Raw genomic sequence first — 13,915 nt, 5'->3', positions numbered from 1 at the left:
CTCTTCCGATCTGCTGACGCGTCGGGTTATGAAAAAACCAAGGCCTCACGCAATAGCGCAACTTCAAAAAGCGTTAGCGAGGGATCGCCTGTCATTGCAACGAGCCAGTGGGTCCCTCGCTCACCGGCCTATTGATTGAATCCTAACCCGAAGCGTTAGCGAGGGACAAACGATGTTGACTTCGCCTCGCTGACGCGTCGGGTTATGAAAAAACCAATGCCTCACGCAAAAGCGCAACTTCAAAAAGCGTTAGCGAGGGATTGCCTGTCATTGCAACGAGCCAGTGGGTCCCTCGCTCACGCTTCGGGTTGTGATGGGTGGTCTTGGCCGACTCGGACGAGCAAGAGTGCCCATCCCACGCGTTGAAACGACGCTGACGACTGAGTTGACAAGCCGAAATGGGAGGGGTCGGAAAGCGAGCGTTCAACGAGAATTCCGGGGCAGGGCAGGATGCGTCGCTCGCAATCTAACCCGGCAGGGTGAATCGTTGAACGCGGTGGTTGTTGCTATCCAACACATGAACCCGGCGTTTGGAATCAACCACCAAACCCCAGGGTTGATACAGTTGTCCAGGGTCGTGCCCAGGAGCGCCCCACGATGAAATCGGATCGCCGTCCGGGGTCAGGCGCTGGATCCGCTGGTTGCCGTATTCACAAACCAACACCGATCCATCCGCGTCCACGGCGATGCCGTAGGGATAATAAAACTGCCCGGGTTGCTTGCCTTCTTTTCCCCAGGCCCCAATCCATTTTGGCTGCGTGGTGGAGATGTCATAGCGCTGCACCCGGTGATTGCATGCGTCCGCGATCCACAGGGTGTTTCCATCGACGACCAGGCTTTGCGGGCGTACAAAATGTTGGACTTCGCGGCCCGTCCCGCCCCACTGAGCCATGAACATTCCGTCGGGATCAAATCGCTGGATCCGGTCGGAGGCACCGTATTCACCGATGTATCGGCATCCGTCGCGATCGACTGCGATGTCGGTCACAAACGCGAATTCGCCGGGGCCGTCTCCCGCGGTGCCACCGATCAAATCGTCGGGCAAAAATTCGCCTTCCGGAGAAAATGCCAGCATCCGGTAGTAATGCGTGTCGGCGACCAACAAACGGTCTCGATCGCCGTCAAAAACCATTCCGGTGGGACGACCATTGGCCGTTTCAGGTGTCTTCCAGGTTCGCAAATGTTGCCCATCGGCGTCGAAAACTTGGATCCGACCGGTCGTGTCGACGATGTAGAGTTGGTCGTCGGGGTCGATCGCCATCGCCCGCGGCTTCAAAAACCGCCCGTCGGACATCCCACGTCGGCCCCACACCAACTCGGGAGTCCCGCCCAAGGCGGAAGCAACGCATCCGTTCAAGCCCATCAGCCCGAACAGACCGGTTGCTCCCACCAGCATTCGCTGACCTGCCTGTCGACGATCGATCCGTTTGGCGTCAGTGGGAGCGATTCGTGATGAAGGGTGCATGCGGGCTTCCTGGGGGGAGCGTGACGCCTGCGAACTTGCATGCAGGCTGCCATCGATGGGCTCGAATCGCTAGCATAGGGAGTAGTGCCCATGATATACGACCTGCAAACGACCGATGACCCGCGAGACATAGTTCACCGCAGCGTGCAAGCGCTGGTCGAAGGCCAGGTCATCGGAGTCCCCAGCGAAACGGTCTATGGGCTGGTCGCCAGCTCACTGTGCCCGGCTGCTGTCCGCCGATTGGCCCAGTGGACAGGGACCTGTCGCGGCTGGCGGCCCGATCCCGATGCCTCCAGTCCGGCTGACATTGACTTGGCAGTTCCTCCGGCCGATGCGGGCTCAATTGCCCTCTGCGTCCGCAGCAGCGAGGCGGTCGGCGACTTTCTGATGCCAATGACCATGCTGGCCCGTCGATTGTCGGAACGTTGTTTCCCCGGACCGCTGACGTTGATTGCGGATTGCGACGACTCGATTTCCGCGATGAGCTGCTTGCCCGAAACGGTTGCCAAAACGCTGCGAGCGGCTGCTGGACAACCATCCACCCCAGCGGGCGGCCCCGTCGCATTTCGAGTCTCTGAGCATCGTTTGCTCAGCCACATTCATCGTTATCTTTCCGCCCCCTTGGTTTGGGGCGAAATTGGTTTGCCGGACGCCTCACCGCCCACCACCGCCGATAAACTACAAGCGGCTCTGACAGCAGGAACGGGCGAAACCTTGCCACTGCTGCTCGATGACGGCATCAGTCGTTATGGTGATGAAGGAACGGTGGTCCGCGTGTCGGGCAATCACTGGCACGTCCAGCGAACAGGAGTGATCCAACAAGCTGCCATGAATCAATTTGTCAAACCAGTCATCGCACTTGTGTGCACCGGCAACACCTGCCGCAGCCCCATGGCCGAAACGCTGCTGCGCGAAGCCTTGCGGCGTAAATTTGGTCGCGAAGATGTCGCACGCGTGGTTTCCGCTGGCGTCGCTGCAGGACACGGCAGCGGAGCGGCTCCCCAAGCCGTCGAAGTCATGGGCCGACGCGGTTTGGACCTGACGGGTCACGCCAGCCAACCGCTCGAAGAATCATTGATGTCGATGGCGGATTTGGTTCTGACGATGACCCGTCGCCACCGAGACGCGATCGTGGCGGCTTGGCCAGACCGAGCCGATCGAGTTTCCACGCTTCGGCGAGACGGAGGCGATGTCAGCGACCCGGTCGGGATGTCGGTGGAAGTGTATGAACAATGTGCCGATCAGATCGTAAGCGAACTGGAAGGTTGGCTCAGTGAACTGCCTCCCGATTTTTTCCCGTCCGATGGCCCCGACGATGGTCCAGATGACGAACCGAGGCAGCAGCATGCAGGTTCGGAGTAAGGAATGACACTCAAAGTAGGCCTAGCCAGCGACCATCGCGGCGTGCACATCAAAGCACGTTTGCTTCAAACCCTCGCGAGAGAAGGGTTTGAAGTCTGCGATGAAGGCACCGATTCCACCGACCCCGTCGACTACCCCGACTTCGCCATCCGCGTTGCCGAGCAGATTCGCGATGGAAAGTTGGATCGGGGCATCCTGATCTGCGGCACGGGGATCGGAATGGCGATCGTCGCGAATAAATTTCATGGCGTCCGTGCAGCGTCCTGCTACGACGAAGTCATCGTGGAAATGTCGCGGCGACACAACGATGTCAACGTCCTGTGCTTGCCTGGCGACTTGATCGGGGAACGTCCCATCGATGAGTTGGTCCTGATGTGGCTTCGCACGGACTTCGAATGCGGACGCCATTCTCAACGCGTCGATAAAATCACTGCGATCGACAGCAGTGACTCGTCTGACATCAAACGCGGCGTCTAGTTCGTGGCCGCGAAGAAAGCCTCTGGGTCTTCCCCCAAAGCCGCGAAAACCACGCGAGCGATCGCACTCGATGCGCCGCCGCTGAACTCGTGGGGCGAACTGATCGGCCACGATAGCCTGGTGGCTGGACTGAGCGCAGCCATCCGACAGGGACGCTTGGGCGGAAGCCTGCTGTTCGTCGGCCCCAGTGGCGTCGGCAAGACATCCGCCGCAATTCTGTTGGCGCAAACACTGCTCTGCGAACGCAGTGCCGCGCGTGACATGGCGCCTTGCTGCGAATGCCCTTCCTGCGTTCAAGTCCGAGTGGGCACACATCCGGATTTCATCCAAGTCCGCAAACCCGATGACAAAACGCTGATCCCGCTGGAACTGCTGATCGGCCCCGTCGACGCGCGTTTGCAAGAAGGCTTTTGCCACGACGTGCACCTGAGACCCATGCAGGCTCAACGCAAAATCGCGATCCTGCACGACGCGGACTTCCTCAACGAAGAAGGCGCCAACTGCCTGTTGAAAACGCTCGAGGAACCGCCCGCGAACGCTCTGATCATCCTGATCGGCAGCAGCGAACAAAGACAACTTCCCACCATTCGTTCGCGCTGCCAAATCCTTCGCTTCCAAACCCCCGTCGGTGAAGCCGGCCGAAACCTGCTTCGGAAACAACTCGACCACTACCAATCGCAACACGAAGACGAACCTCTGCCGCCCATTTCCGACGATGCCCTGGACGCCGCGATTGAATTGTCGGCCGGCGACATGCACGTGGCCGCACGACTCGCTCGCGGCGGCGGCGAACAAATTCGCGAAGCCCTTTGGAATCATCTCGCCGCTCCAGTTCCCGACCCCGTCGCGATCGCTCGTTTGATCAATGGGCACCTCGACTCAATCAGCAAAGACGTGCCCAAACGACGTGCCGCTCTTCGCGATGTGTTCTCGATCGCCGTTCAATACTATCGCCGGCAATTGCGAGCCGATGCGAACTCGGGTGAATACGATCCTGGCACCCACCGGCGTCTTGACCGCACCCTGCGAAGCTTCCGAGAAATCGACCGCAGCGCCAACCTCGGTACCTTGGTCGATTGCTACGCTGCAGACCTGACCCTCGCCACCACCGGCGACCGAGGAGCCATCGGCTAGTTGGTCCGTCTAGGCTTCGTTTCTGTCGTATTCGTAGGCCAGGTTATCACCTGGCCCCCAACCGATGCTTTGGAACAAAGCGAGCCGTCCAGCCACTCCCGCAAGACTCCCTGACGCCCGACCAGCCACACCGAGACCGCAAAGCTCACCAAGTTTTGCTGTCCTGCTGACGTGCCAACCGTTACCCTAGAAGCACCGCCTTCTCTTCGCCGTCTTCTCGGGGTGTCACGATGTCCGCTTGGAAAAAACTTCTCGCCAGTGTTTTGCTGCTCGCCTGGATCGCCTTCGTTGGCTCCCCCGGCTCACTGGCCCAAGACAACAGTGGACCACTCGTCCCCGGAGGCTTCGGCCCCGATGCCGCCCTTCCCGCAGGGAACAATGCACCCCCGGGCGCAGGCGGTGGTCAATCGCTGGCTGACTTCAGCCAATTGATGCAGCTCATTCAAACCACGGTCGAACCGGAGTCATGGGAAGCTCTCGGTGGCGTTGGAACCATGGCTCCGTATCCCGCTGGCATCGTGGTTGCCCCCGATGGCTTGCTTCGCGAAGTCGAGAACGACAATGCACCGGAATCAAAATCGGTTGAATGGAAGAAGCACGCAACTGCATTGATGTTGGACGCGGCAAACTCCCGCGACGACGTTTCAACATTGGTCCCGGAACACTGGACGTCGCCGGCCAAGATCCGATGTGTGTCGGTTCGAAGATGGATGCAAGCACTTGCTGCCGAGAAGCTGCCCCTGTCCGCTTCCTCGGAACGGAACTCGAACAACGATGCACTAGGACATGCCGGTGGATTGTCCAAGGTTTCGCTTGTTCTGTTGACCGATGACGACATCGTCTTGGCCGGCACCGTCGGCGGATTCGAGCAAGTCGACGGCTGGCAGGTTGACCGTCGCACAGGCCTTCCACCCATGAACCTGGCTTCGCTGGCCATTGGATTGTCCGCAGCACTTCACCAACAACCGTTTGGTTGCACAATCGATCCCACACGAGACGGCCTGAAAAAAGCAACTGCCCTCGGACAATCGATCGTTTCCGGCGACGTACCAATGGGACTGGCAGCGGAGTCGTTGGCCGAGGCCTTGGGGCGACAAGACATCCACGTCTTTGGCACCTCGGCAGACCACGAGATTGCTTGGCTCCTCATCGAAGCGGATCGACACATGAAACGACTGGCCCTCGGTGACCAAGACATGCCCGAGGGAGTTCGCAACTACTTGCAAACGATCCAAGCCACCGCGGGTAACGCACCGCCCGCCGATCTGTTGCTTCGACTTTGGTTCACCGGACAAGCCTTGGAAGTCCAGCACGAACGAGCCGACTCCGCCAACCTCTGGCAATTGACCGGCACGCCCTTGCGACTCAGCGGCGAGAATGAACTGGCGTTGCTGAATGGCCAGCGTGGCAACGTTGTTTTGGATCCATCAACGGAAGCGTTCGTCAAACACTTCAACCAACAGTGGTCGACGATCCGGTCACGTTACCCGCTCTACGGAGCACTCGAGTCGGTTTACCAAGCCACCGCCTTGGGGCAATTGTGGGTGCAGAACAGCCAAGCCAACTCGACAACAGTGTCACCTCAAAACGACCACGCGACGTTGCAACGAGCGCTGTTGCACTTCGCCTCCCGAAGGTCCACCCAATTGGCAACGCCGACCCAAGTGGACTCGATCGCAGTCCTGCATCGATATCGCCACCGAAACAAAATGCACCAACTGATCCTGGCGAGTGGCGGAGTCCGCGTCGCACCGTCGGACTTGCTCCCAAGTCAAACGCTGCCGCGTCCAAGCTTGGCCAACTACGGCGAACTCGTCGACGCCCGCCCCAGCGATCGCTGGTGGTGGAACGCGGAATGATTGACCGAGACGTCCCGTTCCCATCAGGACTAGGATCACGTTGCCATCTGTGGTGACAAAGTCCGTCGTCGGCCTGTTTATCACGGGGCTCCCCCGCCGTTGCTTTGGAAAAAAGCGAGGCGTCCAGAGCAGAGCGGATCCTCATTTTGCAACACCGCGAAAGCGATCAAACCATTTGATGCCTTTCGTCGATCAAGCACCGCTCAAACCACTTCGCGATACAGCGCTCTCGTGGAGTCTTCGTCGAGCTCGATGGGGTTGAACGTTCCCGTCCACTGCTTCAACGCATCTTCGACGAACAATCCAATGTCCGATGTTGGAATGGACAGATCATCGAGCGTCGTCGCGAGATCCGCTTCTCGCATCCACTCTTCGATCAATTCAGCCAATCGCACCGGTGCTTCGGGCACGGCCGCATCGGGCTCGAGTTCACGCAGCAACTCAGCGTACCAATCCGCGTGAACGGTCCCGTTGAACCGAACCACCGCGGGCAACATCAGACCCACCGCTTGACCGTGCACGATGTCATGCCGAGCAGTCAAAGGATTGGCCGTGGCGTGCGCCGCGCCCAACATTGATGTTTCGATCGCCATCCCAGCCAAACACGCACCGAGCTGCATGTCCGCGCGAGCTTCCAAGTCATCGGGCACCTGCAACACTCGGACGAATGATCGGCCCAACAATCCGAATGCACGCCGACTGTAGGTCGTCGACATCACGTTGCGTTTCTTACTGACGTAGGTTTCAACCGCATGCGAGATCGCATCGATGCCGGTCAGCGCCGTCACTCCGCGGGGCTGGGTCAACGTGAACGTTGGATCCAACAACGCGATTCGGCATGCTGCCTTGGGATCACCGCACGCCATCTTCACGTGCGTTTCCGCATCGCTGATCAACGCAAAGCTTTGAGTTTCGCTACCGGTCCCCGCTGTCGTCGGAATGGCAATCATCGGCAGCATCTCTGACGTCGCTTTGCCGACACCGTGGTAGTCGTGAATGCGACCACCGCAACTGTACACAAAGTTAATCCCTTTGGCGCAGTCCATGCTGCTGCCGCCGCCAAGCCCAATCAGCAGATCCGGCTGAAAGTCCGCTGCAACGCTCACCCCCGCGTCCACCATCGCCGAAGTTGGGTTCTCAGCGAATTCATGAAACGCGTGGACTTCCCAGTTGTTGTCACGCAGCAAACCGGTGATGCGATCGAAATGCCCCGCGTCCACGATTCCTGGATCGCAAACGACCAAGACTCGAGGACGCCCGGAACTCAGCACCCCGCCGAGCGAACGTGCCAGTTCATTGATCTGATTCGAAACGTTCGGCCCAAACACGATTCGCGTTCGTGGATGAAGATCAAACGGTTGCATGCGGGTGTCCAAAAAAAGGGCGGCAATCGAGGTGGGAGATCAGGTGGGGGAGGACCATCAGTTGAACGCATCCGTCGCTCATGCCAAACCCCATTGACGGCGCAGGAACCACTCGACCGACAATGCCCCGGCAAACAATAGGAAAATGAGCCAACCACTCACCGGTCCGTCACCCAATCGGAACTTTTCGATCACCGTTCGGGTGGACTCCGTCCGACGTGATTGAATCAATTCGACCAAATCGTCGATCTGTTCGGGCTGAAAAACTCGCCCGCCCGATCCCGAAGTCGCCGAAGCAATCTGACGCAACAAGGAATGATCGGTCGCCGTCGCCGTCAATTCTCGCGTGTCGTCGAGCACCTGAAATGCGACTTCCGCCGGCTCGACCGCGTCCCCCGATTCGGGCGAAGCCACTTGTCCACCCGTGGACACACGCAGACGGTGAAAACCGGCTGGCATCGTCGGCAACTGCCCGGTGAGCGAAATCGAAGATTCGTTCGTCGACGTGGTGCTCGACATCGGCACCACGATCGATTCCCCCGAATCCAAAATCACTTCCGCTTGCAGTGATCCCGCGGCGGGCAACGAAGACAGATCGCCTCGCATCGTCGCAGTGAACGAAGGGGTTTCCGTGGCCACAAACCGGCGCGGCGACAATTCCAACTGAATGGTTTGTTGCGAGGTATCCTCCCGAGCCAGCGACCACAAAATCAACTGCCGCCAAAACCGTCGATGAAAATCACCCAGCCCCGCTCGTCGCCAGGTCCAAGTCGAATCAAACGCCAGTGTCGCCACACGCCCACGCCCATATTCCCCCACGACCATCATCGGTTCGTCACGTGGTGTCGCCAACAATACCTGGACGCCCGGCGCCACTCGAACCGAAGGCCAACGATTCGCTCCCGGCATCGGCGGCAAGTCCGACCAACCGATCGGCCCGGCTTGATTGCTCGCTTGGATCGTCGTGATCGGGTGCGGTGTGGCAGGTTGCAAACTCACCGGTTGCCGCATCGGGCCCGCTTCACTGGGAACCTGAGACGCCGTGTTCAGAGGTCCAGGCGGTTGGCGTTTTCGATCATCCAATTGCACCGGCAAGACATTTGCCAGCGGAGTGGTCGCGTAGCCGCCCCGTGAATAAGTGTGCTCACCACCCAGCATGATCAACGCGGTACCCTCGCCAACCGAGTCGGCCAGTTCTTGCAACTGATCATCCCCCAGTGCAGCCGCGTGCAAATCGCCCAAAATCACCACGTCGTAACGACCTCGGCTGAAGTCATCCGCCAAATCGATCGGCCAGGAACCGATGGTGTCACGCGGGATCCATCGATACGTCAGTTCCAAATCGAGGAATCGCCCCAGCGCCCAGCGAAGATCTTTTTGTTCCAATCGTGGCGTCCCTTCGACATACAACACACGTCCGCCACCTTCTCGCACATCGACAAACGCGACCTGCGAATTGTTGTCCGTGATCGTCTCGCCCGATCGAGTCTCGACACTGGCCACCAATCGATATTGGCCTGGTTGAGGAGCCAACACCGGCACATCCATCGCAATGGTTTGCTCCATCGACTCGGGCGTGACCGTGCGAGTCGCCGCGATCGCGGTTTGACCTGCGGAATCAATCCACTGCAACGAAACTTTTGCAGGCGACTGCACGATGCCTCGTGTACGAACATCAAACGACACGCTGGATTCATTGCCTGTGAACATCCGAAATGTTTCGGGCAACGACTCAATTGCCAAATCGATCTGGCGCGATGCCTCGGCGGGAGGCCCCAAGGGAATGGTCCAAATCGGAACGCCCATCGCGCCCACCAAGCGAGCCTCGCGACGTGGATCGGATTGCTCCGAGTCGCCACTTTCCGTTCGATGGGTGATTTGTGTTCCGTCGCTGAAAACCGCGACTCCGGTCAACGGGCTGTTTCGGCCTCGATTCATGGCCATCAGCAACGGCGATGACAAATCGGTCGCCTTCCCAGCGTGCTGAACCTCATCAACACGGCTCACCAGCGTTTCGAACTCACTCGTGCCACTCTCGCCGATGACGTTCGCCGAAGCATCAAACCCCATCACAACGACCTGCAAGGCTTGATCGGAACCTGACAATCCGGCAGCCAAACGCTCGAGCGTTCTTCGCTGCTGCGCCCACCGATTCTCCGATCCATCGGATGGCAAACCCATGCTGGCAGATGTATCCATCGCAATGGCCAAAGTCGCTGCCGCGGGACGATTGTCCGATCGAACAAGCGCCGGCCGAAGCAACACCAATGCCAAAGCAACCGATGCCAAACCTCGCAGCAACAACAAACTCTGCCGACGACGCCCGCTCACTCCTGGAGGCAGGATCGTGAACAACATGGTCACGATCAAACCCACCAACAGCAACGCGATGGGCAGCGAATCATAAATCGGGTCCAAACTCCAACTCACGCAGCCGCTCCCGATGTGCGATAGAAGCGATTGCTCAGCAACTGCTCGGCAAGAAACACCACCACGGCCAACAACATCATCGGACCATGCAGCGACACCGGAGGCGAACCGCCCACACGGCCTTGGATTGACAAACGCTCCCCCGAATCCGATGGCATCCACTGCTCGGCCCCGAATCGCTGGTCCATCTCGGACTCCGTCACCCGTTCGTCTTGCGACCAAACCGGATCCAAGTTCGTTGAATAGCCGCCCCAGTAATCCGGGCCCCGCAAGAACGTTGTTCCAACTTCGTTCGTCTCGGGGAACACGCCCCCACGCTCGGCCACATCGACTTCGCGAATGGCGAGCTCGCCATCCAATTCACTTGTCTCCGCCATCGGCGGGTACAGACGCACGCTTGGTTCACCCGTTCCAACCGCGTTTTCTTCCGCGGACGTCACACGACCGTTGGTCTGGTTCGCAGCGTCACTTTCTGGCACCACCGCGGTCGCACCGACCAACACCGTGGTGGCTTGATCGGAAACTCCTGTTGCCCACTGCATCAACCCGCGCCAAGTGACAAAGGCAGGCCAAGCATCCGCGGCGCTAAACAATTGATTCCATGATCGAGTGGCCGCGGTCAAAGCGGGCAGAGGCGTGGTCAACACCGCCACGCGACCCGAGTTCCCAAGAGGTTCTTCCGATTCGATTGTGCGTGCCACGATAGCCGGATGCGGAGTCCCCGCGTACTGAATCAGCGTTTGCCAACCGGCCTCCGCGTTGGGCTCCGTTTGCCAATAACGATTCACCGGAAATGCACTCCACGGCGGCTGATCGTCCAACAACGTCAGTGGCCGCAGAATCGGATGCGAAGGCAAACGCTCTTCCCAAAACGTGCCGGGCGAAGGCACCCGCCAGGATCGCACCAACCGAGGAAGCAATCGCCCCATCGCATCCTCGACCGACTCCCGCGCACCCGTCTTCGCGACGCCCAAGACTTCCGTGGAAGGCCCCAGCATCATCACCACGCCGCCACCACGACGCGACAATTCGATCAATTGATCGACAGAACCCTTGCTCAATCCGCCTCCCGAGACGATCGCTTGGGACGCGGCGTCGACTTGAATCGGAGGGTCGATCATCGCCACGGCATCGATCAACTGCCAATCCACCGCCGACAAATCCGAGTAAGCCACCCCAGCAACCCGGAACCCCGCTCCATCATCGTCGGGTGCCTTGGGCGCCGTCAGGGCACTGCCCAGCAACCTGCGTTCATCAGCGTCTTCGCCCACCAACAAGACTCGCGGTGGCACCGGAACATTGATCGTCAGAAAACGTCGATCATCCCAAGCAAACGCATCGTCACCCACCAACTCAATCACCGCATGATGCGTCCCTAAGTTCAGGGGCGGCAACGTCAACACCACATCCGCTTGAGAACGACTGCCAACGCTCACAGAAGCTCGGTCCACGCCGCGAAGCCTTGGCAACACCAACTCACCATCGCGAATCACTGGCAACGAGGGATCGCGTTCGTACAAACTCAACTGCACGGTCACGTTGAAAGATGGATCCTCACTCGCCGAGGAGTCCAACCCAACCGACACCGAAATGGGAATCGAAACACCAGGTGCCGGCGCCGCATCCACCAACTTCGGAATCGACAGAAACCGATTGATCGAAGACTTCGCCAATGCCTCGGCATCTCCATTCTCACTCGCATCGACCTGCAACATGGAGATCGCAACGTCATCCGGTTGCATGGCGGGCGTTTGCGCAGATGGCTTCCACGACGCCGCGTTCCAATCCGAAACCACCACCAATTGCTTGCCCGGCAAATCGCTACTTCGCAACAGTTCAATCGCCGCGTCCATGCGTTCTTGCACCGGCAATGGATTGGCCAGCGGTTTCATCTGAGCCAAACGCAATCGCGCCGAGGCGGCATCCAGAGCAAACCCAATCGGTGTCGCGGAACGGTCCAGCACAGCCAAACGGCTTCCCTCAGGCAAACGCTCGATCACCGCTGCGGCTTCGCGGACAGCCTGTTCCAACCGACTGGTGCTCGTTCGGTTTGAATTCGCCAGCAAACGCATCGACGACGGCCCATTGTCGATCAACAACGCGATCGCCACCGGTTGAGAATTGCCGGCGGACAATTCACCGGACGTCGCCCACGTTCGTGTACCTAGAAACAACGACGCGAGCAACGCGACCAAGCCAGCCACCGCCACGCCAATGGCCAACGACCGCCCCATTCCACGCACCACCGCGACGCTGGCCAGAACCAAAAAACCAACCCCGGTCAGTCCCATCAAACCGACCGTCCACCACGTCGACGAAAGGGCCGAATCGATATGCGGACGAGCCAACGCGACCGCCAGTGCGATGACTGCTAACACTCGAAGTGCCAGCAACCACCAACGCCGGATTCGCAACCGACTGCGTTGTGAACTCAGCTTGGGACGCAGAAATTGAACCCCGGGGAACACAACGCGTTGCGGCTCACGGCGAGCCAACAGGTGCAGTGCAATCGGCACCACCGCCGCCAGCGTCCCCAGAATCAACGTTGCGTTAAAAAACGTCACTTGCGATCCGTCAATTCAAGAATCCATTCGGCCAATGCATCCAGTGTACCGGCCTCGATCGTGTGCGGTCCCTGGAACGCTCGGAAGTCCCACTCCTCGGCTTCTTCGTGCAAGGTGTCCGCCAATGTCGCGGCACTCGAAAACGGCAGGATTTGATCCAACGTTCCGTGTGACTGCAGCACTCGTGTCGCTTTCAATCGGCCGGCTCCTGATTTCGAAGCCGCCTCACGCCACTGCGGCCCACACACCAACGTGCCGGAAAACTGAACCAACACATTCGGCGGAGGAATGTCGCCGGTCAACGCGGCGTTCATGCTCACCATCGCCCCTTGCGAAAACCCGCCCAAGACATACGGATGTGATGACTCGGCCGCGCCAGCCTGCTGCTCGTTGGATCCAGTCGGGGGATCGGCCGGCATGCTGCTTAAAACCGCCTGAACCGTTGACACCAACTGGTCACTCGCGGAATCGATTCCGGGAGGCGTTTGGTCGTGCAATTGGTCAAACTGGGACGTCTGCAAAAGCTGCTGAAGCGAGGCCATGTTCAGCGGCCACCAAGCTCGACCACCTGGCATGCCTTGATCCGCCAAGTCACCTGGTGCGACGGGATACACGAACCGCACCGCTTTCGAGGCATCGCCTAGCTTGCTGATCAGGTAATCGGTCAAACCGACCAAGTCATCGCCGGGGGCTCCATAGCCGTGACACAGAATGACGGGCAACCAAGGCTGGTCCGAGCCATCGACCACGGTGCACGCGAGCTCACCGAATTCAGACGCGTGAAAAGATTGTTTGGGAGTGTTCATGCCTCCCAAGATAGTGCGTGAACCGTGGTTGAGTCAGCCCAGACTCGATCGAGCCATTGCCCCAATTGTTCCCCCGAGTCGTCGCGGAATGAGTGTCTCGAAACACTCCGCCATCCACTCGCAACCAAGAACAATTGGGACAATGGCTCGACGTCGTCTCTTCCATCACCGATCGGGCCCATCATTGATCCGGGCCATCATTGATCCGGCCCATCACCGATCCAGCTCGTTCACGCTCACGATCCGGACGTTGGCATCCCGAGTTGACGCATCTTGCGATACAGGTTGGATCGATGCAGCCCCAGCTTGCCGGCCGCTTCCGTCATGTTCCCACCGCACGAAGCGATCAAACGCTCGATGTGCTGGATCTGAAACTCCCGCGTGGCCGAGTTCAAATTGCCGTCCTCATTGTCCATCGATGGTGTGGCGGCAACCGCACGCGTGGCGGAAGGTG

At 59.3% G+C, this 13,915-nt stretch carries 12 protein-coding genes; 6 read left to right on the top strand and 6 right to left on the bottom strand.

Annotation, left to right across the window (positions count from 1 at the left end):
- Nucleotides 1–466 precede the first annotated feature (466 nt).
- Complete coding sequence (locus ACF8AM_RS16815; RefSeq protein WP_392556750.1) at nt 467–1,465, bottom strand: NHL repeat-containing protein; 999 nt, start codon at nt 1,463–1,465, stop codon at nt 467–469.
- 90 nt (nt 1,466–1,555) lie between these two features.
- Here ACF8AM_RS16815 and ACF8AM_RS16810 point away from each other — a divergent pair, with 90 nt between their 5' ends.
- From ACF8AM_RS16810 to ACF8AM_RS16785, 6 genes are read left to right on the top strand one after another with little or no spacing between them, the layout of a single operon-like run.
- Nucleotides 1,556–2,827 carry a Sua5/YciO/YrdC/YwlC family protein gene (locus tag ACF8AM_RS16810; RefSeq protein WP_392556749.1) on the top strand — a complete coding sequence of 424 codons (1,272 nt, stop codon included), beginning with the start codon at nt 1,556–1,558 and terminating at the stop codon, nt 2,825–2,827.
- 3 nt (nt 2,828–2,830) lie between these two features.
- Nucleotides 2,831–3,304, top strand: coding sequence for a ribose 5-phosphate isomerase B (gene rpiB, locus ACF8AM_RS16805; RefSeq protein WP_392556748.1), 474 nt, complete (start codon nt 2,831–2,833; stop codon nt 3,302–3,304).
- Nucleotides 3,305–3,307: 3 nt separating this feature from the next.
- Nucleotides 3,308–4,438, top strand: a complete 1,131-nt coding sequence (locus tag ACF8AM_RS16800) for an ATP-binding protein (RefSeq protein ID WP_392556747.1) — start codon at nt 3,308–3,310, stop codon at nt 4,436–4,438.
- Nucleotides 4,439–4,552 carry a DUF1589 domain-containing protein gene (locus ACF8AM_RS16795; RefSeq protein WP_392556746.1) on the top strand — a complete coding sequence of 38 codons (114 nt, stop codon included), beginning with the start codon at nt 4,439–4,441 and terminating at the stop codon, nt 4,550–4,552. It abuts the gene before it with no gap.
- On the top strand, nt 4,503–4,628 hold the full coding sequence (locus tag ACF8AM_RS16790) for a DUF1589 domain-containing protein (RefSeq protein ID WP_392556745.1): 126 nt from the start codon (nt 4,503–4,505) through the stop codon (nt 4,626–4,628). Before ACF8AM_RS16795 ends, ACF8AM_RS16790 begins: the two co-directional genes overlap by 50 nt.
- A gap of 40 nt (nt 4,629–4,668) precedes the next feature.
- The gene (locus ACF8AM_RS16785) at nt 4,669–6,297 is read left to right on the top strand and encodes a DUF1598 domain-containing protein (RefSeq protein ID WP_392556744.1); all 1,629 of its coding nucleotides are present in this window, start codon (nt 4,669–4,671) and stop codon (nt 6,295–6,297) included.
- 203 nt (nt 6,298–6,500) lie between these two features.
- On the opposite strand, the gene ACF8AM_RS16780 is transcribed toward ACF8AM_RS16785, so the two are convergent.
- The 5 genes from ACF8AM_RS16780 to ACF8AM_RS16760 form a co-directional block, all read right to left on the bottom strand.
- The gene (locus ACF8AM_RS16780; protein WP_392556743.1) at nt 6,501–7,661 is read right to left on the bottom strand and encodes an iron-containing alcohol dehydrogenase; all 1,161 of its coding nucleotides are present in this window, start codon (nt 7,659–7,661) and stop codon (nt 6,501–6,503) included.
- 78 nt (nt 7,662–7,739) lie between these two features.
- Nucleotides 7,740–10,091 (bottom strand): VWA domain-containing protein, encoded by a 2,352-nt coding sequence (locus ACF8AM_RS16775; RefSeq protein WP_392556742.1) that lies wholly within the window; start codon nt 10,089–10,091, stop codon nt 7,740–7,742.
- Nucleotides 10,088–12,655: a BatA domain-containing protein gene (locus tag ACF8AM_RS16770; RefSeq protein WP_392556741.1), complete on the bottom strand. Its 2,568-nt coding sequence runs from the start codon at nt 12,653–12,655 to the stop codon at nt 10,088–10,090. Before ACF8AM_RS16770 ends, ACF8AM_RS16775 begins: the two co-directional genes overlap by 4 nt.
- Complete coding sequence (locus ACF8AM_RS16765; RefSeq protein WP_392556740.1) at nt 12,652–13,461, bottom strand: alpha/beta hydrolase; 810 nt, start codon at nt 13,459–13,461, stop codon at nt 12,652–12,654. Before ACF8AM_RS16765 ends, ACF8AM_RS16770 begins: the two co-directional genes overlap by 4 nt.
- A 236-nt stretch (nt 13,462–13,697) precedes the next feature.
- Nucleotides 13,698–13,915, bottom strand: a 218-nt coding sequence (locus tag ACF8AM_RS16760) for a helix-turn-helix domain-containing protein (protein ID WP_392556739.1), incomplete at its 5' end; no start/stop codon positions are given.

The organism is Rhodopirellula sp. JB055, from assembly GCF_043100905.1.
Lineage (GTDB): Bacteria > Planctomycetota > Planctomycetia > Pirellulales > Pirellulaceae > Rhodopirellula.
The sequence above is the reverse complement of the archived record's forward strand: the minus strand, read 5'-3'. Positions and strand labels throughout refer to the sequence as shown.